General features: G+C 71.4%; 21 protein-coding genes and 1 riboswitch. Of the genes, 9 read left to right on the forward strand and 12 right to left on the reverse strand.

Annotated features, from left to right (window positions below):
• The first annotated feature begins 4 nt into the window (after nucleotides 1–4).
• The 3 genes from ACWD3I_RS12715 (at nucleotide 5) to ACWD3I_RS12725 (ending at nucleotide 2,391) form a co-directional block, all read left to right on the forward strand.
• Nucleotides 5–565 (forward strand): RNA polymerase sigma factor, encoded by a 561-nt coding sequence (locus ACWD3I_RS12715; protein ID WP_266888831.1) that lies wholly within the window; start codon nucleotides 5–7, stop codon nucleotides 563–565.
• Nucleotides 552–1,547, forward strand: a complete 996-nt coding sequence (locus tag ACWD3I_RS12720) for a hypothetical protein (protein WP_365392313.1) — start codon at nucleotides 552–554, stop codon at nucleotides 1,545–1,547. The genes ACWD3I_RS12715 and ACWD3I_RS12720 overlap by 14 nt, the downstream gene beginning before the upstream one ends.
• A gap of 118 nt (nucleotides 1,548–1,665) precedes the next feature.
• Nucleotides 1,666–2,391 (forward strand): hypothetical protein, encoded by a 726-nt coding sequence (locus ACWD3I_RS12725; protein ID WP_365392315.1) that lies wholly within the window; start codon nucleotides 1,666–1,668, stop codon nucleotides 2,389–2,391.
• A gap of 190 nt (nucleotides 2,392–2,581) precedes the next feature.
• On the opposite strand, the gene ACWD3I_RS12730 is transcribed toward ACWD3I_RS12725, so the two are convergent.
• The 4 genes from ACWD3I_RS12730 to ACWD3I_RS12745 all read right to left on the reverse strand — a co-directional run bounded on the left by ACWD3I_RS12730 (nucleotide 2,582) and on the right by ACWD3I_RS12745 (nucleotide 6,714).
• Nucleotides 2,582–4,033, reverse strand: a complete 1,452-nt coding sequence (locus ACWD3I_RS12730; protein ID WP_365392317.1) for a glycine hydroxymethyltransferase — start codon at nucleotides 4,031–4,033, stop codon at nucleotides 2,582–2,584.
• Between the two features lie 41 nt (nucleotides 4,034–4,074).
• Nucleotides 4,075–4,164: riboswitch (ZMP/ZTP riboswitch) on the reverse strand.
• A gap of 123 nt (nucleotides 4,165–4,287) precedes the next feature.
• A complete protein-coding gene (locus ACWD3I_RS12735) occupies nucleotides 4,288–5,103 on the reverse strand; it encodes a methyltransferase domain-containing protein (protein WP_365392319.1) in 816 nt (271 codons plus the stop codon).
• Between the two features lie 44 nt (nucleotides 5,104–5,147).
• Nucleotides 5,148–6,332 (reverse strand): glutathionylspermidine synthase family protein, encoded by a 1,185-nt coding sequence (locus ACWD3I_RS12740; RefSeq protein WP_365392321.1) that lies wholly within the window; start codon nucleotides 6,330–6,332, stop codon nucleotides 5,148–5,150.
• Nucleotides 6,333–6,363: 31 nt separating this feature from the next.
• A complete protein-coding gene (locus tag ACWD3I_RS12745) occupies nucleotides 6,364–6,714 on the reverse strand; it encodes a hypothetical protein (RefSeq protein WP_365392323.1) in 351 nt (116 codons plus the stop codon).
• A 148-nt stretch (nucleotides 6,715–6,862) separates the two neighbouring features.
• Here ACWD3I_RS12745 and ACWD3I_RS12750 point away from each other — a divergent pair, with 148 nt between their 5' ends.
• Complete coding sequence (locus ACWD3I_RS12750; RefSeq protein ID WP_365392576.1) at nucleotides 6,863–7,696, forward strand: DMT family protein; 834 nt, start codon at nucleotides 6,863–6,865, stop codon at nucleotides 7,694–7,696.
• Between the two features lie 32 nt (nucleotides 7,697–7,728).
• Here the strand turns inward: ACWD3I_RS12750 and pdxR are convergent, their stop codons facing one another.
• Nucleotides 7,729–9,114, reverse strand: coding sequence for a MocR-like pyridoxine biosynthesis transcription factor PdxR (gene pdxR / locus ACWD3I_RS12755; protein ID WP_365392325.1), 1,386 nt, complete (start codon nucleotides 9,112–9,114; stop codon nucleotides 7,729–7,731).
• A gap of 47 nt (nucleotides 9,115–9,161) precedes the next feature.
• Here pdxR and ACWD3I_RS12760 point away from each other — a divergent pair, with 47 nt between their 5' ends.
• From ACWD3I_RS12760 to ACWD3I_RS12770, 3 genes are read left to right on the forward strand one after another with little or no spacing between them, the layout of a single operon-like run.
• Nucleotides 9,162–9,671: a carboxymuconolactone decarboxylase family protein gene (locus tag ACWD3I_RS12760; RefSeq protein WP_365392327.1), complete on the forward strand. Its 510-nt coding sequence runs from the start codon at nucleotides 9,162–9,164 to the stop codon at nucleotides 9,669–9,671.
• Complete coding sequence (locus ACWD3I_RS12765; protein ID WP_365392329.1) at nucleotides 9,668–10,114, forward strand: carboxymuconolactone decarboxylase family protein; 447 nt, start codon at nucleotides 9,668–9,670, stop codon at nucleotides 10,112–10,114. Before ACWD3I_RS12760 ends, ACWD3I_RS12765 begins: the two co-directional genes overlap by 4 nt.
• The gene (locus ACWD3I_RS12770; protein ID WP_365392331.1) at nucleotides 10,111–10,827 is read left to right on the forward strand and encodes an isocitrate lyase/PEP mutase family protein; all 717 of its coding nucleotides are present in this window, start codon (nucleotides 10,111–10,113) and stop codon (nucleotides 10,825–10,827) included. The genes ACWD3I_RS12765 and ACWD3I_RS12770 overlap by 4 nt, the downstream gene beginning before the upstream one ends.
• Nucleotides 10,828–11,091: 264 nt before the next feature.
• Here the strand turns inward: ACWD3I_RS12770 and ACWD3I_RS12775 are convergent, their stop codons facing one another.
• The 5 genes from ACWD3I_RS12775 to ACWD3I_RS12795 are packed head-to-tail and all read right to left on the reverse strand — an operon-like array spanning nucleotide 11,092 to nucleotide 18,131.
• Nucleotides 11,092–12,048 carry an ABC transporter substrate-binding protein gene (locus ACWD3I_RS12775; protein ID WP_365392333.1) on the reverse strand — a complete coding sequence of 319 codons (957 nt, stop codon included), beginning with the start codon at nucleotides 12,046–12,048 and terminating at the stop codon, nucleotides 11,092–11,094.
• Nucleotide 12,049: 1 nt separating this feature from the next.
• A complete protein-coding gene (locus ACWD3I_RS12780) occupies nucleotides 12,050–13,984 on the reverse strand; it encodes an ABC transporter permease (RefSeq protein WP_365392335.1) in 1,935 nt (644 codons plus the stop codon).
• Complete coding sequence (locus tag ACWD3I_RS12785) at nucleotides 13,984–15,063, reverse strand: quaternary amine ABC transporter ATP-binding protein (RefSeq protein ID WP_365392337.1); 1,080 nt, start codon at nucleotides 15,061–15,063, stop codon at nucleotides 13,984–13,986. The genes ACWD3I_RS12780 and ACWD3I_RS12785 overlap by 1 nt, the downstream gene beginning before the upstream one ends.
• Entirely contained in the window at nucleotides 15,063–16,586 is a 1,524-nt protein-coding gene (locus tag ACWD3I_RS12790; protein WP_365392339.1) for a GMC family oxidoreductase, read from the reverse strand. Before ACWD3I_RS12790 ends, ACWD3I_RS12785 begins: the two co-directional genes overlap by 1 nt.
• A gap of 36 nt (nucleotides 16,587–16,622) precedes the next feature.
• Nucleotides 16,623–18,131 (reverse strand): aldehyde dehydrogenase family protein, encoded by a 1,509-nt coding sequence (locus tag ACWD3I_RS12795; RefSeq protein WP_365392341.1) that lies wholly within the window; start codon nucleotides 18,129–18,131, stop codon nucleotides 16,623–16,625.
• 189 nt (nucleotides 18,132–18,320) lie between these two features.
• Here ACWD3I_RS12795 and ACWD3I_RS12800 point away from each other — a divergent pair, with 189 nt between their 5' ends.
• Both ACWD3I_RS12800 and ACWD3I_RS12805 read left to right on the forward strand, forming a co-directional pair.
• Nucleotides 18,321–19,073 carry a LolA-like protein gene (locus tag ACWD3I_RS12800; RefSeq protein ID WP_365392343.1) on the forward strand — a complete coding sequence of 251 codons (753 nt, stop codon included), beginning with the start codon at nucleotides 18,321–18,323 and terminating at the stop codon, nucleotides 19,071–19,073.
• A 44-nt stretch (nucleotides 19,074–19,117) separates the two neighbouring features.
• Nucleotides 19,118–20,026 carry a bifunctional helix-turn-helix transcriptional regulator/GNAT family N-acetyltransferase gene (locus tag ACWD3I_RS12805; RefSeq protein ID WP_365392345.1) on the forward strand — a complete coding sequence of 303 codons (909 nt, stop codon included), beginning with the start codon at nucleotides 19,118–19,120 and terminating at the stop codon, nucleotides 20,024–20,026.
• A gap of 5 nt (nucleotides 20,027–20,031) precedes the next feature.
• Here ACWD3I_RS12805 and ACWD3I_RS12810 read toward each other — a convergent pair whose 3' ends face one another.
• Together ACWD3I_RS12810 and ACWD3I_RS12815 are read right to left on the reverse strand one after the other, a co-directional pair.
• On the reverse strand, nucleotides 20,032–20,979 hold the full coding sequence (locus ACWD3I_RS12810; RefSeq protein WP_365392347.1) for a hypothetical protein: 948 nt from the start codon (nucleotides 20,977–20,979) through the stop codon (nucleotides 20,032–20,034).
• Between the two features lie 143 nt (nucleotides 20,980–21,122).
• Nucleotides 21,123–22,112: a malate dehydrogenase gene (locus tag ACWD3I_RS12815; protein WP_046261549.1), complete on the reverse strand. Its 990-nt coding sequence runs from the start codon at nucleotides 22,110–22,112 to the stop codon at nucleotides 21,123–21,125.
• Nucleotides 22,113–22,422: the final 310 nt, after the last annotated feature.

The raw sequence follows: 22,422 nt of genomic DNA on the forward strand, positions 1-22,422 counted from the left end.
CGCGGTGATCGCACGCGTACGCGCCGGGGAGCCGGAGGCCTACGCGGAGCTGGTGCGCGCCCACACGGGCATCGCGCTGCGGGCGGCCGCGGCACTCGGGGCGGGTGCGGACGCGGAGGACGTGGTGCAGCAGGCCTTCGTCAAGGCGTACTGCGCGCTGGGCCGGTTCAAGGACGGCGCGTCGTTCAAGCCGTGGCTGCTGTCGATCGTGACCAATGAGACGAGGAACACAGTGCGTACGGCGGCCCGCCAGCGCACGCTCGCCGGCCGCGAGGCGGCGTTCGTGGAGGCTGAGCCGCTGATACCGGAAGCGGCGGATCCGGCGGTGGCGACCCTCGAGACGGAGCGCCGCGCGGCCCTGCTGTCCGCCCTGGAGAAGCTGAGCGAGGAGCATCGCCTGGTCGTCACCTACCGCTATCTGCTGGAGATGGACGAGTCCGAGACCGCCCAGGCCCTGGGCTGGCCCCGGGGCACGGTGAAGTCCCGGCTGAACCGCGCGCTGCGGAAACTGAGTCGGCTGCTGCCGGATTTCGAGCCTCGGGAAGGGGGTGATGAGCGTGAGTGAGGGGCGAGAGCCGTACGGCGGTGAGGGCGGCCGTGGGCCCGAGGGCGCCGGTGGCCGGGGTCCGCGCGGTCGTGGCGGTGACCGGGGTCCGGGTCCGTGGGGGCGTGGCCGTGGGCGGGCGTCGCAGGGCGGTGCCTCCCGGCTGCCGGAGGAGCTGAGGGCGCTGGGCAGGTCGCTGGACGCGCCCGGGGGCGACGAGGCCGGTGGGTCCAGCGGCTCCGAGACCATGGTCGAGCGGGTGCTCGGGCAGATACTCGCCGATCAGGTGCCGGTCCCGGTGGCCGAGCCGCCGCCCGCCCGTGAGCGGCTGACCGCGGTGCGGCGCTGGACGCGGATGCGGTGGCGCGCCCTGAGCGCGGCGCTGTGCGGCCTGCTGACGGTGCTCGCGCTCACCCCGCCGGTGCGGGCCGCGGTCTACGACTGGTTCGGTTTCGCCGGGGTCGAGGTGCGCTACGACCCGTCGGCGACGCCCTCGCCCGGCGCCGAGGTGCCCGGCTGCGGCCGCTCGGTGTCCCTCGCTCAGGCCGAGCGGCGGGCCGGGTTCGCGCCGCTGGTCCCGGACACTCTCGGCAGCCCGGACGCGGTGGCGGTGACCGGGGAGCCGCGGGGGCGGACCCTGGTCACCCTCTGTTGGCGTGAGCGGGGAAGGACGATCCGGCTGGACCAGTTCGCCGCCGGCCTGGACATCGCCTTCACGAAGACCGTGCGCGAGCAGCCGGAGTGGATCTCCCTGGGCGACGACCCCGAGGGTGTCGGCACGGCGAACGACACGGCCCTGTGGTTTCCGCGCCCCCACCTGCTGAGCTTCTGGCTGGTGGACGCGGACGGGGAGCGCTACACCCGCACCGAGCGGACCGCGGGGCCGACCCTGCTGTGGAGTCATGGGGTGGGCACCGAGGACGTGACGCTGCGGCTGGAGGGCGTGGCGTCACAGGCGCGGGCGGTGGAGATCGCGAAGTCGCTGGAGAAGTCCCCGAAATAGTGCGGTCGGGGTGGGAACCCCGGTGGGTCGGGCGGTGTACCAGAAGTGACACACGGCTCGCGAAGACGGGGGCGGGCCGTTCGGCATCGGCTGGTTGGGGGTTCTGATGCACAGGCGGATGAGCGGCTGGAGGGGTGGGCGGCGTCGACCGGGGGCGCTGGCGGGGGTGTTGGCGGCTGCGCTCGGGCTGACCCTGTGGGGTGCCGGGTCCGCTTCGGCGGGCGGGCCGACCAGTGTGCTGATCGTCTCGCCGGGGAGTGCGGAGACGGCCTCGCTCCACCACTCCGACAAGAAGTACGGCGAGTTGCAGCGGCTCCTCGGCGAACCGGACGCGGGCACGGCGGACAAGCCGCCCGAGGCCGACCTGGCCGCCGGCCCACAGATCAACGTCACCTGGATGCTGCACGACGTGACGCCGTGGCGGGTCGACCGGGTCCATCCGGCGGTGGACTCCCAGGCGGTCTGGATACACACGGCGGCGAACCTGGACGCGTCGACGAACGGCACCTGGCACCGCGCCGAACAGCCGGCCGTCCTCCGCGGCCTCCTCGAGAACCTGGGCGTGATGGGCGAGGCCTCCGGCGGTGACTACTCGGTGGAGTACCCACCGCCCTGGGACATGTACGGCACGGAGCCGGCAAAGGCCACCGAGCCGACGCCCGCGGCGGCACCGGCCCAGCGGCCCGGATCGGGTGACGGCGCCGACTGGTGGTGGGCGCTGCCGGGCCTCGCGGCCGGGGCGGTGCTGGCGCTGGTGCTGCGGCCCTTCGCCACGCGACTGCCGGCGCTGCGGCGAAGGAGGGTGCGGGAGCCGGGGCCTCGGCAGGAACTGAGGGATGTGTGAGGGCTTGCTCCAGGGGCCCGGGTGTCGGGCCGGTCGTCGGGTTCGCGGCCGGGGCCGGCGGGACGCCGCTGATACGCCGCGCGGCGGGCCGGCAGGGGGCCGGACCGCCGCGGGGGAACCACGTCAGGAAGTCATCGATCTGATCGATCTGTGAGAGTCGCCGGTCTTTGACAACTCAAGAGAGCGTTGATCAGCCCAGGTCGATCTCGGGGTACAGCGGGAAGCCGGCCACGAGGTCGGTGGCGCGGTGGGAGATCTCGTCCGCGACCTTGGCGTCGAGGATGTGGGCGGCCTTGGAGGGGGCACCCGACTTGGTGGTGCCCGGCTCGGTGGTGGTGAGGACGCGGTCGATGAGGCCGGCGACCTCGTCCATCTCGGCGGTGCCCAGGCCACGAGTGGTGAGGGCGGGGGTGCCGATGCGGATGCCGGAGGTGTACCAGGCGCCGTTGGGGTCGGCCGGGATCGCGTTGCGGTTGGTGACGATGCCGGAGTCGAGGAGGGCGGCCTCGGCCTGGCGGCCGGTGAGGCCGTAGGAGGAGGCGACGTCGATCAGGTTGAGGTGGTTGTCGGTGCCGCCGGTGACGAGGGTGGCGCCGCGTCGCATCAGACCCTCGGCGAGGGCGCGGGAGTTGTCGACGATGCGCTGGGCGTAGTCCTGGAAGGAGGGCTGGCGGGCCTCGGCCAGCGCCACCGCCTTCGCGGCCATGACGTGCGGGAGCGGGCCGCCGAGGACCATCGGGCAGCCGCGGTCGACCTGGTCCTTGAGGGAGTCGTCGCACAGGACCATGCCGCCGCGCGGGCCGCGCAGCGACTTGTGGGTGGTGGTGGTGACGATCTGGGCGTGCGGGACCGGGTCGAAGTCGCCGGTCAGCACCTTGCCCGCCACCAGGCCGGCGAAGTGCGCCATGTCGACCATCAGGGTCGCCCCGACCTCGTCGGCGATCTCGCGCATGATGCGGAAGTTCACCAGCCGGGGGTAGGCGGAGTAGCCGGCGACGATGATGAGCGGCTTGAACTCACGGGCGGACACCCGCAGCGCCTCGTAGTCGATCAGACCCGTCGCCGAGTCCGTGCCATAGGAGCGCTGGTCGAACATCTTGCCGGAGATGTTGGGGCGGAAGCCGTGGGTGAGGTGGCCGCCGGCGTCCAGGGACATGCCGAGCATCCGCTGGTTGCCGAAGGCCTGGCGGAGCTCGGCCCAGTCGGCGTCGCTGAGGTCGTTGACCTGGCGGGCGCCCGTCTTCTCCAGGAAGGGGACCTCGACGCGGTCGGCGAGGACGGACCAGAAGGCGACGAGGTTGGCGTCGATGCCGGAGTGCGGCTGGACGTAGGCGTGGCGGGCGCCGAAGAGCTCCTTGGCGTGCTCGGCGGCGAGCGACTCCACGGTGTCGACGTTGCGACAGCCGGCGTAGAAGCGGCGGCCGATGGTGCCCTCGGCGTACTTGTCGCTGAACCAGTTGCCCATCGCGAGGAGGGTGGCCGGGGAGGCGTAGTTCTCGGAGGCGATCAGCTTGAGCATCTCGCGCTGATCGTGGACCTCCTGGCCGATGGCGTCGGCGACGCGCGGCTCGACGGCGCGGATCACGTCGAGGGCGGCGCGGAAGGCGGTGGACTCGGTGGAGAGGGGCTGCTGCTCCGACATGTGCGGCCTCCGGATGGCGTGGCGGTTGCGGTCACGATTCACGGTTCGGCCCAGGCGCACGGCACTCGGTCACTCACAGGCCGCTCCCCGATGGTCCGTCCCATCCCAGCGCGCCAGTCACGGCCCGTCGGCCACCCTACCGGGCAGCCCGGACGCGGGAGGCCCGGCGTCCACCATGCGAGCGAGGAATCACCCTGCTCCGGGCCCTGGTCGTCGTCCGCGGTCGCCATGGGCGGCCCCGTGCGGAGACAGGGTCAGGACGGCTTGCGGCCCCAGGCCAGGACCATGAAGTTGGGGATGTAGGTGGTTCCCTGGAGCTTCGTCAGGGCGATCACCTCCTCGATGTCCGCGTCGCTCACCTCGCCCGTCTCCAGGAGCCGTGGCCGCAGGGATCGCAGGGTGAGAGGGAAGAAGGCCGCGGAGCCGCCGGTCAGGACGGGGGCGTAGACCTCCGCCCCGACCTCGGTCAGCCCGGCGTCCGTCAGTGCCTGTGGCAGACGGCGGCCGGTGCCGGGGTCCACCCCCGCGGCGCCGAAGGCGGCCCGCAGCGCGCGGCCGAGGCGCTCGGCCACCTCCATGTACTGGGGCGGGTAATAGCGGGCGGCGGCCGGGTACATCGGCCCGTCGATGTCGAAGTCCTCCACGACCACCCAGCCGCCGGGCCGGGTCGCGGCTGCCATGCGCCGCAGCGCCTCGTCGCGGTCGGAGAGGTGTTCCACCACGGCCCGTGCGTGCACGAGGTCGAAGGAGGCGTCGGGGAGCCGGTCCGCGAGGACGTCGTGCCGGCGCACCTCCAGGTTGGACAGTGCGTGGTCCGCGGCGAAGCGCGTGTCGAGGTCGACGGCGAGCACCCGCCCCGCGGCGCCGACCTGCTTGGCCAGCCAGCGGGCGATGCTGCCGGCGCCGCAGCCCACCTCCAGACATCGCCAGCCCTCGGCGACCCCCAGCTCGGTGAGCCGGTGCCGGCTCTGGCCGTCGTAGATCTCCTCCAGCGCGCTGAGCCGGCTGTGCTCGCGCTCCCAGGACGGGTCGAAGACGTATCCGTTCTCCACCGTGGCCGTGTCGCTCACCGATCGCCCCTCTCCGTTCGTCACGGGTCGATCATTCTGTCGCGTCAGAGGATCACGTGGGGCAGGAAGCGCGCGTATTCGTCAGTCACCGGTCCGGACGACTCACGGATGCCGAGGCCCGCGGACTCGTCCTCGACGACCCAGGCACCGAGGACGACGCGGTTGCCGTCGAAGTCGGGCAGGAGGGCCAACTCCTGGTAGCAGCAGGGTTCTTCGCGCAGCACGGGCGGGGCACCGGGTTCGTGGATCGTCACGCCGGCGCCCTCGCGGCCCAGCAGCGGCTTGGCGACGTACCCCTTCGAATCGGCCAACTCCCGTGGCCCGTCCAGATATGCGGGGAGGAGGTTCGGGTGGCCCGGGTACAGCTCCCAGAGGATCGCGAGGAGCGCCTTGTTGCTCAGCAGCATCTTCCAGGCCGGCTCGATCCACAGGGTGCTGCCCGTGCCGCCGCCGTTGTCGAGGGTGTCGAGGACGTGGTCGGCGAAGCGGTCGGTGGTCAGCCATTCCCAGGGGTAGAGCTTGAAGCAGCTGCGGATGAAGCGGAGTTGCTTGTCGACGAAGCGGCTGGACAGCGGGTCCCAGCCGATCTCCTCCATGGAGATCCAGGCGGTGTCCAGGCCGGCCTGCTCGGCGGTCTCCTGGAGATAGGCGACCGTCATGAGGTCCTCACCGAGTTCGTCGGCCGAGGAGTACGCGAAGTACAGGGGGCTGCCGGGCGGGAGCAGCGCGGCCTGCTTCTTCCATGCGGCGACGAGGCGCTCGTGGAGGGAGTTCCACTGGTCGGCGCCGGGGAAGCGCTCCTCCATCCAGAACCACTGGGGGGAGGCGGCCTCGACGAGGGAGGTAGGGGTGTCGGCGTTGTACTCCAGGAGCTTGGCCGGGCCGGTTCCGTCGTAGCGGAGGTCGAAGCGGCCGTAGACGGAGGGGAGTTCGGCGCGGCGGCGCCAGGCCTCGGCGACCGTGTCCGCGACGCGCGGGTCGGTGATACCGAGGTCGGCGAAGCGGCCGGTCGTGACGATGTGGTCCGCCGCCCGCAGGCACATGTGGTGGAGCTCCTCGACGACCTCCTCCAGCGCCTCGACCTCGTCGAGGGAGAAGACGTAGTACGCGCTCTCGTCCCAGTAGGGGCGCAGCGAGCCGTCGGGGTAGCGGGTGAGGGGATAGATGAGCCCCTGCTCCTCGACGGTGTGCTGCCAGCCGGGGCGGGGTTCGGTGGTGCGGCGTTCCATCGTGTGCGTCTGCTCGTCGTCCCGTGTCCGCTCAGCCGCCGCTGCTGCCGCCGGAGCAGCCGAAGCCGCCGCGGTCCACGGCCTCGCTCTTGCTGAAGGTGCCGTAGTCGGCGTGGCCGGAGCTGACGTCGGCGTCGTAGTACCAGGAGGCGTCGGCGGTGCCGGTCTTCTTCTTGCCGTTCCTGCCGTACGAGGAGGAGCTGGAGCTGCCGGAGTTGCAGTTCTTGTCGGCGACGACCTTGTAGCCCTCGTAGGTGTAGCTGTCGCGGTCGACGCAGCGGCGGTCGGGTTCCGAGCCGCAGGACGTGAGTGCCGCCGCGACGACTCCCATGCCGCCGAGCACCACCGTGCTCGAGCGCAGTCGGCGCCGTGTCTCCGCCATTTTCGCGTCTCCCCGTTGTTCGTCTCTGGTTGTTCGTCTTGTTCGTCTCTGGGTTGTCCGGCGGTCAGCCTAGAGATCGGTAATAAGCGCCACACAGGCACCCCGTCCGTCGCGTCCCCTCCCCTACAGTCACTTTGTGCTCTTTGGGATGGTGTGTGCGCTTGGTGCGGCGGTCTGTTTCGGTACCGCGACGGTGTTGCAGGCGGTTGCCGCGCGGGCGGCGGGCAGCGGGGGCGGTGGGGAGGCGGCGCTGCTGCTGCGGGCGGTGCGGCAGTGGCGGTATCTGGCGGGGCTGGCGCTGGACGGGGTGGGGTTCCTGTTGCAGATCGCGGCACTGCGGTCGGTGCCGATCTACGCCGTCGGGGCTGCGTTGGCGTCGAGTCTCGCCGTGACCGCGGTGGTCGCGGCGCGGTTGCTGCGGGTGCGGTTGAGCCGGGCGGAGTGGGGCGCGGTGGGGGTGGTGTGTGCCGGGCTCGCGATGCTGGGGGTCGCGTCGGGGACGGAGGGGGATCTGGACCCGCCGGACGCGTTGAAGTACGTCATGCTCGCTGTCGCCGTGGGTGTGCTGCTGCTCGGGCTCTGCGGCGGGCGGCTGCCGGAGCGGGGGCGGGGGCCGCTGCTCGGGCTGGGGGCCGGGTTCGGGTTCGGGGTGGTCGAGGTGGCGGTGCGGCTGATCGACTCGCTCGAGCCGTCGGAGCTGCTCGCGAATCCGGCGACGTACGCCCTGCTCCTGGGCGGGGGCGCGGCGTTCCTGTGTCTGACGTCGGCGCTGCAGCGGGGGTCGGTGACGACGGCGACCGCCGCGATGGTGATCGGGGAGACGGTGGGGCCCGCGCTGGTGGGGGTGGTGTGGCTGGGAGACCGTACGCGGGAGGGGTTGGGATGGCTGGCGGTGCTGGGGTTCCTGGTGGCGGTGGTGGGGGCGTTGGGGTTGGCGCGGTTCGGGGAGGCGCCGGTGGAGGAGGAGTCGGTCGGCGTGTGACGGTTCGTCGTGGTTGCGCTCACGGCTCACGGCTATGGCATCACCCTGCACAGCGCCTCCAACGCCCCCGGCCACGCCCGGTCCGACGGCGCCCCGTACCCCACCACCAGGGCGTCCAGTCGCTCTGCCACCGCCTTCGGGTGGCGGAAGTAGGACAGGCCGTGGAGGGCGACGCCCTGCCAGGCGGCGGACTGGACGACGGAGTGTTCGGTGCCGGACGGGAGGCGGAGGACGGCGTGGAGACCGGCGGCGATGCCGGTGACGTGGACGTCGGGGGCGTGCAGGGCCAGGGCCGCGACCAGGGCGTCTCGGCGGCGGCGGTAGCGGAGGCGGGAGGCGCGGACGTGGCGGTCGTAGGCGCCGGAGACGATGAACTCGGCCAGGGTCAGCTGGTCCAGCACGCCGCAGGTGTCGACCTTGCCCTTCGCCTCCGCGGCCGACTCCACCCAGCCCTGGGGGAGGACCATCCAGGCCAGTCGGAGGCCGGGGGCCAGTGACTTGCTGGCCGTGCCGAGGTAGACGACGTGGTCCGGGTCCAGTCCCTGGAGTGCGCCGACCGGCTGGCGGTCGTAGCGGAACTCCCCGTCGTAGTCGTCCTCCAGGACCATGCCTCCGGTGCGCCGCGCCCAGTCGACGACGGCGGTCCGCCGGTCCCGGTGCAGGGGTACGCCCATCGGGAACTGGTGGGCGGGGGTGAGGAGGACAGCCCCGGTCCCGGCCAACGTGCCCGGGTTCGTGCCCAGTTCGTCGTAGGGGAGTGCCTCGGCGCGCAGGTCCGCCGCTGTCAGCTGGTTCCAGTGCACGTCCAGGCCGTAGGACTCCACGGCGACCGAGCGGACGCCGCGTGCCCGCAGGACCGTGCCGAGGATGCGGAGGCCGTGGGCGCAGCCCGCGGTGATGAGGATGCGGTCGGGGTCCGTGCGTACGCCTCGCACGCGGGCGAGGTAGGCGGCGAGGGCGGTGCGCAGTTCGACGCTGCCGCGCGGGTCGCCGTAGCCGAGGGTGTGGTGGGGGGCCGCGAGGAGGGCGCGGCGGGTGGCCTTGAGCCACTCGTTGCGTGGGAAGGCGGTGAGGTCGGGGGTGCCGGGGCGGAAGTCGTGGGCGGGGCGCTGTGATGTGCGGCGGCCGGGTCCCGTGCCCGACGGCGGGATCACCGCGCGGTCCGCCACTCGGGTACCGGAGCCCTGTTTCGAGGTGAGCCAGCCTTCGGCGACCAGGTCGGTGTAGGCGTCGGCGACCGTGTTGCGGGCGATGCCGAGGTCGGCGGCGAGGGAGCGGGAGGAGGGCAGCCGGGTGCCCGGGGCGAGACGGCCGGTGCGGACGGCCTCGCGCAGGGCGTCGGTCAGGCCGCGGCGCAGGCCGGGACCGGTGGGTTCCAGGTGAAGGTCGACGCCCAGAGTGGCCCAGGTTTTCGGCATGGAAATGGACCATACCCGTGGGCAGCCTCACGCATAGTGTCGACACTATGACGACGCACATCGACGACAGTCCTACGACCGTGGAATACGCCCCTGAACACACACCCCGACTGAACTGGGCCGAGCAGGCTCCCGAGGTCTTCAAGGCGATGGTCCGCCTCGATGCCGCCGCGCGGAAGGGCCTGGATTCGAAGCTGCTGGAGCTGGTGAAGGTCCGCGCCTCCCAGATCAACCACTGCGCGCTCTGCGTCGACATGCACAGCAAGGAGGCGTTCGCGGCGGGCGAGAGCGTCGAGCGGATCGTCCAGCTGAGCGCGTGGGAGGAGTCGGAGCACTTCTACACCGAGCAGGAGCTCGCCGCGCTGGCGCTGACGGAGGCGGTGACCGTTCTCACGGACGGGTTCGTGCCGGACGAGGTGTACGAGCGGGCCGCCAAGCACTTCACGGAGGCCGAGCTGGCGCAGTTGATCGCGGCGATCGCCGTCATCAACGCCTGGAACCGTTTCGGGGTGACCTGTCGGCTGGTTCCGGGGCACTACCAGTCGGGGAACAAGTGACGGGGCGTACGCGGCTGTTGGACCCGGGCGTCGGGCAGGCCATGTCCGCGCTCAGCGCCGCCGCGAAGAAGGGGCTCGGGGACCCCGCGCTGGCCGAGCTGGTGGTGATCCGGGCCTCGCAGCTCAACCACTGCGCGTTCTGTCTCGACATGCATCTGCGGATCGCTCGTGAACACGGGGTGAGCGAGCGCAAGTTGGACCTGCTGGCGGCGTGGGAGGAGGCCGGCGACGTCTACGACGAGCGGGAGCGGGCCGCCCTGGCACTGACGGAGACGGTGACCGTCCTCGTGGACGGGTTCGTGCCGGACGAGGTGTACGAGCGGGCCGCCAAGCACTTCGACGACAGGGGGCTCGCCCATCTCATGGGCCTGATCGTCGCCATCAACAACTGGAACCGGGTGATGGTGGGCCGCCGTATCCCGCCGGGAGGCTACACACCATGAGCAAGGTCGAGATCTTCCGCAGGCTGCACCGCCGCCCGGCACAGGACGATCCGCTCGTCCTGCCGGGCCCCTGGGACGCGGCCAGCGCCCGCGTCTTCGCCCAAGCCGGCCATCCGGCGCTCGCGACGCCCAGCGCGGGTGTCGCCGCCGCCCTCGGATACGAGGACGGGGCGACGCCGGCCGACGAGATGTTCGCGGCGGTCGCGCGGATCGCCCGGGCCGTGGACGTTCCGGTGTCCGCGGATGTCGAGGGCGGTTACGGGATGGCTCCGAAGGAGCTGGTGGAGCGGCTGCTGGAGGCGGGTGCCGTGGGCTGCAACCTTGAGGACTCCAACGGGGGTGTCCTCAAGGACCCGCACCAGCACGCCGAGTGGCTCGCCGAGGTGCGGTACGCGGCCGGGGACGCGCTGTTCGTCAACGCCCGGATCGATACGTTCGTGCGGGGGGTCGAGGATCCCGAACCGACCATCGAGCGGGCGGCGTTGTACACCGCGGCGGGTGCCGACTGTGTGTATCCGATCGGCGCCCCGGTGAAGGTGCTGCCGTTGCTGCGGGCCGGGATCCACGGGCCGATCAACGTGATCGCGCTGGTCGGCAGCGGCCTCTCCCCCGCCGAACTCGGCGAGCGGGGCGCCACCCGGGTCACGTTCGGGCCGGGCCTGCAGCGGCGCTCGTCCGAGATCCTCGCGGAGCTGGCCGCGGAGATGAGGTGACCGGGTAGGGGCACGCCCCGACGCGCCCGACGCGCCCGCGGCCAGAAGGTGAGCGACACGAGGTGTCGTGGCCGGGGATCGTGCCGTCCTTGTAGACCTTGGCGTGATGCGCCGCGCCGTCAGCTTGCCGCTGCGAGCTCCGCTCGGTGGCGGCATCCGCTGACGGCGCGGCCAGTCCGACGAGGGAGAGGGGTGGTGAGCGCCGCCAGGGTGAGATGCGTGATCTTCGAGGGGGCGGTTCACCACCATTCCCGGTGGATCTTCCTACGCGATCCATTCCTGCCAGGTGGACGCATGGCCGGCCACCCACTTCTTCGCCGCGTCCTCGGGGGTCAGCTTCTGCTCGGCGATCATCAGGGAGACCTCGTTCTGGTCCTCGGTCGTCCACTTGAACTTCTTCAGGAAGGCCGCCGCCTTGCCGCCGCTCCGGGCGAAGTCGGAGTTGAGGTACTTCTGGAGCGGGGTGTGCGGGTAGGCGCAGGCGACCTGCTCCGGGTCGGCGTCGCAGCCCTCCTTGTAGGCGGGGAGCTTCACCTCGGTCATGGGGACCTTCTTGAAGAGCCACTGTGGTGAGTACCAGTAGGTGAGGAAGGGCTTCTTCTCCTTGGCGAACTGCTTGATCTGGGTGATCTGCGCGGCCTCGGAACCGGCGAACACGACCTGGTAGTCCAGCTTCAGGTTGTTCACCAGCGCCTTGTCGTTGGTGACGTAGGAGGGCGAGCCGTCCATCAGCTGGCCCTTGCCGCCGCTCTCCGCGGTGCGCATCTGCGCGGCGTACTTGTTCAGGTTCTTCCAGTCGGTGACGTCCGGGTGCTCCTTGGCGAAGTACGTCGGGACGTACCAGCCGATGTGCCCGGTGACCCCGAGGCCACCGCCCTTGACGATCGTCTTCTTGTCCTGGACGTAGCGCTGTTCCTGCTCGGGGTGGCCCCAGTCCTCCATGATCGCGTCGACCCGGCCCTGGCTGAGCGCGTCCCAGGCGGGGACCTCGTCGACCTGCACGGTGTCGACGCGGTAGCCGAGCTCGTGCTCCAACAGGTACTGCGCGACGGCCACGTTGGCCTGCGCGCCCACCCAGGACTGCACGGACAGGGTCACGGTCCTGGCGCCCTGCGCGTTGGCGAAGGGCGAGGCCTGCTGGGTCATGTCGGCGGCACCGCAGCCGGTCAGCAACAGCAGGGAAGCGGCACCGGCCACTACGGCAGTCGTACGTACGCGCATGTCACACTCCCTTCTTCGTGCGGCGTTCCGTCGGCTGGGTCACCCGGTCGAGCATCAGGCCGAGGCAGACGATGGCCGCGCCGGCCACCAGCCCGGTCGCCAGATCGCCCTGGGCGAGGCCGAAGACGGCGTCGTAGCCGAGCGCTCCGCCACCGACCAGGCCGCCGATGATGACGACGGCGAGGACCAGGACCACGCCCTGGTTGACGGCGAGCAGCAACGCCGGGCGGGCGAGAGGGAGTTGGACCTGGCGGAGTTGCTGCCAGGCGGTCGCGCCGAGCGAGCTGGAGGACTCCAGCGCGGCCGGGTCGACCTGCCGCAGCCCCTGCGTGGTGATGCGGACGACGGCGGGCAGCGCGTAGACGACGGCCGCGGCGACCGCGGGTGCGCGGCCCACACCGAAGAGGGCCACCACCGGGATCAGGTACACGAACTGCGGCATCGTCTGGAAGACGTCCAGGACGGGCCGGAGCAGCCGTTCGACACGGTCGCTGCGGGCGGCCGCGATGCCGGTCGCGAAGCCGATGACGAGCGTGACGGCGACGGCGGCGAGGACCTGGGAGAGGGTGTCCAGGGACGGCTCCCACACTCCCAGCACGCCGATCGCGGCCATGGCGAGGACCGCGGTGAGCGCGGTGCGCCAGGTGCCGATCAGCCAGGCCAGGGTGGCGACCACGAGCAGCACCGACCACCAGGGCAGCCACTGCAGACCGTCCCGGAGCGGGTTCAGGACCCAGGTGGTGAAGTGGGCGGCCCAGTCGGCGGTGCCACCGACGACGGGGACACCGGAGTAGAGGTGGGCGGTCATCCAGTCGACGGCGCGGTTGACGGGCTGGGCGACCTGGACGACCCAGGCGTCGGGCCAGTCGAGGCGGCCCATGAGACGTCCGGCCACGGCCACGGCGAGGGCGGCGACGAAGGCGTACACCCAGCCCCTGCGGCCGGAGCTCTCGGTGCCGTCTCCGGCGGCCGCCGTCACCCGGTCCAGTACGACGGCGAGGAGCACGATCGGGATGCCCGCCGCCAGCGCCGCACCGACGTCGACCGAGGCGAGCGCCTGGTAGACGCGGTCACCGAGGCCGCCGGCGCCGATGACCGAGGCGATGACCGCCATCGACAGGGCCATCATGATCGTCTGGTTGAGGCCGAGGAGGAGTTCCCTGCGGGCCAGCGGGATCCGGGCGGTCAGCAGGCGCTGCCGTGCGGTGGCGCCGAGCGAGTCGACCGCTTCCAGGACCTCCTTGTCGGCGCCGCGCAGGCCGAGGGCGGTGAGGCGGGCCATGGGCGGGGCGGCGTAGACGACGGTGGCGAGGACGGCCGCGGGGACGCCCATGCCGAAGACCATGACGACGGGGAGGAGGTAGGCGTACGCCGGGAGCACCTGCATGGTGTCCAGGACCGGGCGCAGGGCGCGGTCCATGCGGTCGGAGAGGCCGGCGGCGAGTCCGAGGAACGCGCCCACGACGACCGAGGCGAGGACGGCCACGACCATCAGGGCGAGGGTCTGCATCGTCGGCACCCACATGCCGAGCAGACCGCAGGCGAGGAACGCGGCGGCGGTGCCGAGGGCGAGCCTGATGCCGGCGACACGCCAGGCGACGAGGGCGCCGATCGCTGTGACGCCGGCCCAGCCCGCTGCCAGCAGCACCAGGTACACGGCCCGTACGCCGAGGACGACCGCGTTGCTGACGTGGCCGAAGAAGTAGAGGAACAGGGGGTGGCTGTCCCGGTTGTCGACGATCCAGTCGCTGGCCCTGGTCAGCGGGTCGGAGAGGTCGACGGTGAGGGCGTCGGGCCATGTGCCGCTCGCCCAGCGGGCGTTCGCCAGCGGGACGAGGATCGCGGCGACCGCGGCGAGCAGCACGAGCTTGTGCACGGCGCGGTGCCGGAAGACGGCGGGAAGCGTACGAGGGAGGGGAGCGGAGACCGTAGCCATCAGACCGCCTCCTTGGCGGTCCCGGCCACCACCCCGAGCAGCGCGTCCGAGTCCACCACCCCGACACAGCGGCCCTCGTCGACCACCCGGGCCGGAGCCCCCGCCCGTGCGACCGCCTCGATGGCCTCCGAGACGGTGGCGTCCGGCGCGACGGCCGGGCCGTTGCCCTGCTCCGCGGCCGATGCGGCCCTCATCGCCGTACGGACGGTCATCACCTGCTCGCGCGGCACGTCCCGGACGAACTCGCGGACGTAGTCGTCGGCCGGCGAACCCACGATCTCCTCCGGGGTGCCGAGCTGGACGACGCGGCCGTCGCGCATCAGCGCGATGCGGTCGCCCAGTTTGAGCGCCTCGTTCAGGTCGTGCGTGATGAAGACCATCGTGCGGCCCTCCTCGCGGTGGAGGCGGACGACCTCCTCCTGCATGTCCCGGCGGATCAGGGGGTCCAGGGCGCTGAACGGCTCGTCGAACAGCAGGACCTGGGGGTCGACGGCGAGAGCGCGGGCCAGCCCGACGCGTTGCTGCTGGCCGCCCGAGAGCTGGCTCGGCCTGCGCTGTTCCATTCCCTCCAGGCCGACCTTGGCCACGACGTCCGCCGCCCGCGCCCGGCGCTCCGCCTTGCCGACGCCCTGGATCTCCAGGCCGTACGCCACGTTGTCGAGGACCGTGCGGTGCGGGAGCAGGCCGAAGTGCTGGAAGACCATCGCGGCGCGGTGGCGGCGCAGTTCGCGCAGGCGGGACTTGTCCATGGCGCGGACGTCCTCGCCGTCGATGGCGATCGTGCCGGCCGTCGGTTCGATGAGGCGGGTCAGACAGCGGACCAGCGTGGACTTGCCGGAACCCGACAGCCCCATCACCACGAAGACCTCGCCCTTGCGGACGTCGAAGGAGACGTCCTGGACGGCGGCCGTGCAGCCGGTGCGGGCGCGGAGTTCGGCGGGGGTCAGCCCGGTGAGTTCCGGGTCCGCGGGGATCCGGTCCGCCTTCGGGCCGAAGACCTTCCACAGGCCGTCGACGGAGAACACGGGGTTCTCGACCGTCGTGCTCGAAGTCTCGGTCGTACTCGTATCCGTACTCATCACGCACCACTTCCGATCAGGTCCACGGCCCTCTCACCGACCATCAGCACTCCGATCATCGGGTTCACGGCGGTCATCGTCGGGAAGACCGAGGCATCCGCGATACGGATGCCGTCCAGGCCGCGGATCCTCAACTCCGGGTCCACTACGGCGAGTTCGTCGTCGGCGGCGCCCATACGGCAGGTTCCCGCCGGGTGGTACACGGTGTGGGCGACCTTTCGGGCGTACTCGCTGAGCTCCTCGTCACCGGTGACGGACGGGCCCGGGCACACCTCGCGCTTGAGCCAGCTCGCCAGCGGCTCGGTCCGGGCGATCTCACGGGCGATGCGGATGCCGTCGACCAGCGTGCGGCCGTCGTAGTCGTCCTCGTCGGTGAAGTAGCGGAAGTCGAGGGCGGGCTTCTCGGACGGGTCGGCGCTGGTCAGGTACAGGCGTCCGCGGCTCTTGGGCTTGGGGATGTTCGGGGTCATCGAGACGCCGTACGAGGGCCGTTCGTAGCCCAGCCGCTCCGGGTTGTCCGTGAAGGGGACCTGGTAGAAGTGGAACATCAGGTCCGGGCCCGGGTGGTCGGGGTCGCGGCGGACGAACAGGCCCGCGTCGGAGTCCATCGCGGAGTTCTCCGGGATGGGTCCGTGGGTCTCCCAGACGATCACCGACTCGGGATGGTCGAGGAGGTTCTCGCCGACGCCGGGCAGGTCCTGGACGACGGGGATGCCGAGCGCTTCGAGGTCCTCGCGGGGGCCGATGCCGGAGTGCAGCAGCAGGCGCGGCGAGTCGACGGCGCCCGCGCACAGCACGACCTCGCGACGGGCCCGTACGACGGACTCCTCGCCGTCCGCGGTCCGCACGTGCACGCCCTGTGCGCGCGTGCCGTCCAGGTCCAGCTTGTACGCCCAGGTCTCCAGCAGGATCGTGAGGTTGGGGCGCTCGTCCATCACGGGGTGCAGATACGCCACGGACGCCGAGGACCGCTTGTTGTTCTCGGGGTGGTAGGCGAGGTCGAAGAAGCCGACGCCGTCGTCGAAGGGCTTGCGGTTGAAGCCCTCGACGCGCGGGACACCGGTGGCCGCCTGGGCCGCGTCGACGAAGTCGCGGGCGATGGCGTTCCGGTCCTTCTCGTCGACCGGGACGATGTTGTTGAGGAGGCGCGCGTAGTACGCCTCCATGGGCACCGCGCCCCAGCCCTTGGCGCCGTTCGCCTCCCACTCGTCGAAGTCGGACGGCAGCGGCTTGAAGGCGATCAGCGTGTTGTGGGAGGAGCAGCCGCCGAGGACCCGGGCCCGGCTGTGCCGGATGTGGGAGTTGCCGCGGGGCTGTTCCACCGTCGGGTAGTCGTAGTCCAGGTCGCCGCCGAGCAGACCCATCCAGCGGCGCAGGGTGAGGACGTCGTCGCGGCCCACGTCGCTGGGGCCGCCCTCGATGACGGCGACGGTGACGTCGGGGTTCTCGGTGAGGCGGGAGGCTACGACGGAGCCGGCGGTACCACCGCCGACGATCACGTAGTCGTATTCGTGTTGGTGCATGGGGGGTTACTCCAAGACGTGCGGTGAGCGGTTGCTTCAGCCGGCGAACCAGCGGACGGGCCTCGGCGCGAGGTTCTGGTAGATGTGCTTGGTCTCGCGGTACTCGGCGAGACCGGCCGGTCCCAGCTCGCGGCCCGTGCCGCTCTTGCCGAAGCCGCCCCACTCCGCCTGGGGGAGGTAGGGGTGGAAGTCGTTGATCCAGACGGTGCCGTGGCGCAGACGGCCCGCGACCCTGCGGGCGCGTCCGGCGTCGGTGGTCCAGACGGCGCCGGCGAGGCCGTACTCGGTGTCGTTGGCGAGCGCGACCGCCTCGTCCTCCGTGCGGAAGGTCTCGACGGTGAGGACCGGACCGAAGACCTCTTCGCGTACGACCTTCATCTCGCGGTGGCAGGCGTCCAGGACGGTCGGCTCGTAGAAGTAGCCGTCGCCCAGGCCCTCCGGCCGCTTTCCGCCGGTCCGCAGCACCGCGCCCTCGGCCAGCGCCGAGGCCACGTATCCGTCGACCTTGGCGCGCTGCTGCTCGGAGACGAGCGGCCCGCACTCGACACCGTCGTCCGTGCCGCGCCCGAGCCTGATCCGCCCGGCCCGCAGGGCGAGTTCGGCGACGAAGCGCTCCCGGACGGACTCCTCGATGATCAGCCGTCCGCCCGCCGAGCAGACCTGCCCGCTGTGGATGAACGCGGCGTTCAGGGCCTGGTCGACGGCGGTGTCGAAGCCCTCCTCCGTGGCGCAGGCGTCGGCGAAGACCACGTTGGGGTTCTTGCCGCCGAGTTCGAGGGCGACCTTCTTGACCGACGGGGCCGCGGCCTGTGCCACCTTGGTGCCGCTGGCCAGGCCGCCGGTGAAGGAGACGAGGTCGACGTCGGGGTGCTCGGCGAGCCGGGCGCCGACCGAGTGGCCGGGTCCGGTGACGATGTTGGCGGCGCCGGCCGGGAGACCCGCCTCGACGAGCAGTTCGATCAGCGCGATCGTCGTCAGCGGGGTGATCTCGCTCGGCTTGACGACGAAGGTGTTGCCGGCCGCGAGCGCGGGGGCGATCTTCCAACTGGCCTGGAGCAGGGGGTAGTTCCAGGGGGTGATCAGCGCGCAGACGCCGATGGGCTCGTGCACGACGACACTGTGGATGTCGGGCGAGCCCGCGTCGACGACCCGGCCGGAGGACTCGGCGGCGACGAGGCCGGCGAAGTAGCGGAAGGCGTCGGCGACACAGTCGATGTCGACGCGGCCCTCTTCGAGGGTCTTGCCCGCGTCCCGGCTCTCCAGCAGACCGAGCCGCTCGCGATCGCGAACCAGCAGATCGGCGACGCGGTACAGCAGCGCGGCGCGCTCGGAGACGGGGGTGCGCGGCCAGTCGCCGTGGTCGAAGGCCTGCCGTGCGGCGGCGACCGCCACGTCGGTGTCCTTCTCGTCACCCTCGGCGACGACGGTGAACGGCTGCGCGTCCGCGGGGTCGAGGATGTCGCGGGTCGCCCCGGAGGCGGCTTCGCGCCACTCGCCGCCCGCATGGATCGTCTGCCGCGCCTGTCGCGCGTGGTGTCCGGCCATGATCGCTGTTGCCTTCCGTTCCTGTTCAGTTCCCCTGAGTCACACGGGTGTCACTCACGGGGACCGTCACCGCCTGCCCTCGCCCCGGCATTGCATGCGCAATCAATGCCTGAAAGTGCGCCGCGTCACTGAACATGCGGACAAATAGGGGTGAATCGTACGCTGAGTAGTGGTCCACGGAGGTGACGCATGGCAGGGAAAGCGTTGATCTGCGCGACGGCGGCGCTGCTGCTGCTCTCACCGGTCCTGATCGCCGCGGACGACGGCGACGATCTGACCGCCCGGCAACTGGCCGACCAGGCGAAGGACAATCTCCTCGACGCCGAGTCCGTCCATCTGAGACTGACGGACCGCGGCGCGAGCGCGACGACCAGCAAGACGCAGCCGACGTCGATGGATCTCACCCTCGACCAGGACGGCAACTGCGTGGGGTCGATGCGGATGGGCTCGGGCGGCGGCAGCGTCGAGATCGTCAAACAGGGCGACGAGGTGTGGATGAAACCGGACCGGACCTTCTGGAAGGCCCAGGTGCCCGGCAGCCAGGGCGAGGCGGTGGCCGAGCTCTTCAAGAACCGCTACATCCACGGCTCCACGAACGACGCCATGCTCAAGGGCTTGGCCGACACCTGCGATCTGGCCTCCTTCCAGCAGGACGTCGAGGGCGACGACGGTTCCGAGGAGACCGCGTTGACGAAGGGTGAGGAGACCACCGTCGACGGCACGAAGGTGATCCCGCTGACGGGCACGGAGGACGGCAAGAAGGCGGTCCTCTACGTCACTTCGGACTCCCCGCACCAGCTGGTCAGGGCGGTCCAGCGGGGCGACGGCACCCATACGACGCTGACCTTCACGGAGTACGACAAGCCGGTGCCGACCGCGACACCCTCGGCGGACGAGTCGGTGGACGTGGGCAAGCTGCAGGAGGAGCTGCAGAACATTTGAGAACCCATGGACCCGACGGAAACCTTTGACTAAAGTCAAAGACTATGAACCCAGGACCCACCGAGCCGGTGTCGACGGCCGACGTGGCGGCCCTCCGCCGGTTCAACCGCTACTTCACGCGCCGCATCGGAGCCCTCGACGACCACTACCTCGGCCAGGACCGCCCGCTCGGCGCGGCACGGCTGCTGTTCGAGATCGGCGAGGGAGCGTCCCTGCGCGAACTCAGGAGCCGTCTCGGGCTGGACGCCGGGTATCTGAGCCGGATGGCGAAGACCCTGGAGGCCCAGGGCATGGTCCGGATCAGCGTGCACCCCGAGGACAACCGGCTGCGCAGGATCGAGCCGACCCCGGCCGGCCGCACCGAGGTCAAGGAGCAGAACCGCCGGGCCGACGCCCTCGCGGCGGGCCTGCTGTCCGGCCTCACCGCCGGCCAGCGCACCGACCTGACCGACGCCCTGGCCACCACCCGCCGCCTGCTGCGCCTCGCCGCCATCACGGTCGACCTCGTCGACGGCCACGCCCCGGACGCCCGCGCCTGTCTCGACGCCTACGCCGCCGACATCGACGCACGCTTCCCGGAGGGCTTCGACAAGTCCGACCTCGTACGACCGGAGCAGGTCTCCGGGGACAGCGGGGCGTTCTTCGTCGCCTACGAGGAGGGCCGGCCGGTCGGCTGCGGGGCCCTGCGCCGCCTGGAGCCCGGCGTCGGGGAGGTCCGCCATGTCTGGGTGCACCCGGAGGCCCGCCGGCTCGGACTCGCCCGACGTATCCTCGCGGCACTCGAACAGGCTGCGTCGGTACGGGAGTTGACCGTCGTACGCCTCGACACCCACGCCACGCTCACCGAGGCGCAGGCGATGTACCGAGCGTGCGGATACACGGAGATCCCGGCGTACGTCGACCACGTCTACGCCAGCCACTGGTTCGAGAAACGCCTACCCGCCATCCCCTGACCCGCTCACAGGCACGCGCCCGTCGTCGGGCAGAACGAGCCCAGGGCCGCCGTCAGCGGTTCGCGGATCTGTGCCGCGGACGTGGTCTCGGGGCCGCTCGCCCGGATCGCGTAGAACTCTCCGTCGGCCGCCTCGAAGCGGTGGTCGACGACCTGCCTCGCGCCCTTGTCCTCGTCGTCGTAGCGGTAGGTCAGCTCGGACCAGGTCTCGCCCTCGTCGCGTTCGAGGGCCTGGTAGCCGCGCTGGCGGGCGAAGCCGTAGCCGGGGTCGTTCTCGGCCAGGCGCAGGGAGTCGGCGGGGCTGTCCTCCGAGAGCCGGAAGATCTGGAGCTGGCGGCCGTCGGCGGGGGCGTCGTAGTAGACCACCGGGGCCTTCTCGCCCTCCTTCTGTCTGCGGATCCAGTCCTCCGGGACGAAGAGTGTGTAGCCGACGGGGTCCTCGACGCTGCGGTAGCCGGGAGCGGGCGTCGGCGGTGGGGACTCCAGGGGCGAGACCGGAGGCGTGGACCGAGGGGTGGTGATCTCCTCGGGTGTGGCCGAAGGGGGCGAGGTCGTGACGGCGACGCTCGTTCCCGGGGTGGCTCCGGGGCTCGTCGAGCCGTCACGGGTCAGGAACCAGACACCCGCGCCGATGCCCGCACCCAGCACGGCCATCGCGGTGAGGATCACCAGCAGCCGGCGGGGGCCGGACACAGGAGGCGGCACATACGTCGGGGGCGGCGGCGGATACGGCGTTCCGCCGGTCTGCGGCGGGGGCACGGCCCACGGCGGCGGGGTCATCGCCGACCGCGTCTCTGCCGAGGCCCAGGGCGGCGATGCGTGGGACGTCTGCGTCTCCGCCGACGCCCACGGCGGCGGGGAGCCCTGCCCCTGCGCGCCCCAGGCCGCCTGACCTCTGTCCTCGCTCGGCTCGTGCTCGTCGGAGCCTGAGCTGTAGCCGTTCCATCCGCTCATCGCGAACCCCCCGAATCACCTTGGCGGGTAACGTTCTTGACGGTAGCGGTGAAAACGGGCGCGGGCCCCGCTCCGGAAGAAACCGGAACAGGGCCCGTGCAAGCTCGTGACAGAAGCCGCGTGACCTCTGCGGAACGTTCGGCTCAGATGAGGCCGAGGGCGCGGACCGCCTCGCGCTCCTCCGCGAGCTCGGCGACGGAGGCGTCGATCCGGGCGCGGGAGAACTCGTTGATGTCCAGGCCCTGGACGATCTCGTACTTGCCGTCCTTGGTGGTGACCGGGAAGGAGGAGATCAGGCCCTCCGGGACGCCGTAGGAGCCGTCCGACGGGATGCCCATGGAGGTCCAGTCGCCGTCCGCGGTGCCGTTGACCCAGGTGTGCACGTGGTCGATGGCGGCGTTGGCGGCCGACGCGGCGGAGGACGCGCCACGGGCCTCGATGATCGCGGCGCCGCGCTTGGCGACGGTCGGGATGAAGGTGTCGGCCAGCCAGGCCTCGTCGTTGACGACCTCGGCGGCGTTCTTGCCGGCGATCTCCGCGTGGAAGATGTCGGGGTACTGGGTGGCGGAGTGGTTGCCCCAGATGGTCAGGCGCTTGATGTCGGCGACCGTGGTGCCCGTCTTCTTCGCGAGCTGGGTCAGCGCGCGGTTGTGGTCGAGGCGGGTCATCGCGGTGAAGCGCTCGGCCGGCACGTCCGGGGCGGCGGCCTGGGCGATCAGGGCGTTGGTGTTGGCCGGGTTGCCGACGACGAGGACCTTGATGTCGTCCGCCGCGTTGTCGTTGATGGCCTTGCCCTGCGGCTTGAAGATGCCGCCGTTGGCGGAGAGCAGGTCACCGCGCTCCATGCCCTTGGTGCGCGGGCGGGCGCCTACGAGGAGGGCTACGTTCGCGCCGTCGAAGGCGACGTTCGGGTCGTCCGTGATGTCGATGCCCTGGAGCAGCGGGAACGCGCAGTCGTCCAGCTCCATGGCGGTGCCCTCGGCGGCCTTGAGCGCCGGGGTGATCTCCAGGAGGCGCAGCTTGACCGGCACGTCCGCGCCGAGCAGCTGGCCGGAGGCGATGCGGAAGAGCAGGGCGTAACCGATCTGGCCGGCCGCGCCGGTGACGGTGACGTTCACGGGAGTGCGGGTCATGGCGTTCTCCGTATGACAGCTGGCGGTGGGGCGGCACTGCCCCGGGCCCGGATGGGACGTACAAATGATCGATCTCTTGGTATCAAGAGATCCACCGGTCAGGCTATCGCGCATCCGGGATCCCGGACCGCCGGGTCCCTGTGGCCCACCCCACAGAACGGCCCCCGAGACAGAAAGAGGCGGCCGCCCGTCCGGGAGAGGGGGGACGAAGGCGGCCGCCGTATGGGGGTACCGACGTGGCCGGACTCCCGTGGGGGTACCGTTCGCGTGCCCACGATTCGTCCGGCCATGCCTGCGGCCCCGAAATTGT

The organism is Streptomyces sp. NPDC002817, from assembly GCF_053592055.1.

Coding starts and splice junctions, on each gene's coding strand:
- ACWD3I_RS12720 (WP_365392313.1), top strand. CDS start 552: ATGAGCGTGAGTGAGGGGCGAGAGCCGTACGGCGGTGAGGGCGGCCGT.
- ACWD3I_RS12725 (WP_365392315.1), top strand. CDS start 1,666: ATGAGCGGCTGGAGGGGTGGGCGGCGTCGACCGGGGGCGCTGGCGGGG.
- ACWD3I_RS12730 (WP_365392317.1), bottom strand. CDS start 4,033: ATGTCGGAGCAGCAGCCCCTCTCCACCGAGTCCACCGCCTTCCGCGCC.
- ACWD3I_RS12740 (WP_365392321.1), bottom strand. CDS start 6,332: ATGGAACGCCGCACCACCGAACCCCGCCCCGGCTGGCAGCACACCGTC.
- ACWD3I_RS12745 (WP_365392323.1), bottom strand. CDS start 6,714: ATGGCGGAGACACGGCGCCGACTGCGCTCGAGCACGGTGGTGCTCGGC.
- ACWD3I_RS12750 (WP_365392576.1), top strand. CDS start 6,863: ATGGTGTGTGCGCTTGGTGCGGCGGTCTGTTTCGGTACCGCGACGGTG.
- pdxR (WP_365392325.1), bottom strand. CDS start 9,114: ATGCCGAAAACCTGGGCCACTCTGGGCGTCGACCTTCACCTGGAACCC.
- ACWD3I_RS12760 (WP_365392327.1), top strand. CDS start 9,162: ATGACGACGCACATCGACGACAGTCCTACGACCGTGGAATACGCCCCT.
- ACWD3I_RS12770 (WP_365392331.1), top strand. CDS start 10,111: ATGAGCAAGGTCGAGATCTTCCGCAGGCTGCACCGCCGCCCGGCACAG.
- ACWD3I_RS12775 (WP_365392333.1), bottom strand. CDS start 12,048: ATGCGCGTACGTACGACTGCCGTAGTGGCCGGTGCCGCTTCCCTGCTG.
- ACWD3I_RS12780 (WP_365392335.1), bottom strand. CDS start 13,984: ATGGCTACGGTCTCCGCTCCCCTCCCTCGTACGCTTCCCGCCGTCTTC.
- ACWD3I_RS12785 (WP_365392337.1), bottom strand. CDS start 15,063: ATGAGTACGGATACGAGTACGACCGAGACTTCGAGCACGACGGTCGAG.
- ACWD3I_RS12790 (WP_365392339.1), bottom strand. CDS start 16,586: ATGCACCAACACGAATACGACTACGTGATCGTCGGCGGTGGTACCGCC.
- ACWD3I_RS12795 (WP_365392341.1), bottom strand. CDS start 18,131: ATGGCCGGACACCACGCGCGACAGGCGCGGCAGACGATCCATGCGGGC.
- ACWD3I_RS12800 (WP_365392343.1), top strand. CDS start 18,321: ATGGCAGGGAAAGCGTTGATCTGCGCGACGGCGGCGCTGCTGCTGCTC.
- ACWD3I_RS12805 (WP_365392345.1), top strand. CDS start 19,118: ATGAACCCAGGACCCACCGAGCCGGTGTCGACGGCCGACGTGGCGGCC.
- ACWD3I_RS12810 (WP_365392347.1), bottom strand. CDS start 20,979: ATGAGCGGATGGAACGGCTACAGCTCAGGCTCCGACGAGCACGAGCCG.
- ACWD3I_RS12815 (WP_046261549.1), bottom strand. CDS start 22,112: ATGACCCGCACTCCCGTGAACGTCACCGTCACCGGCGCGGCCGGCCAG.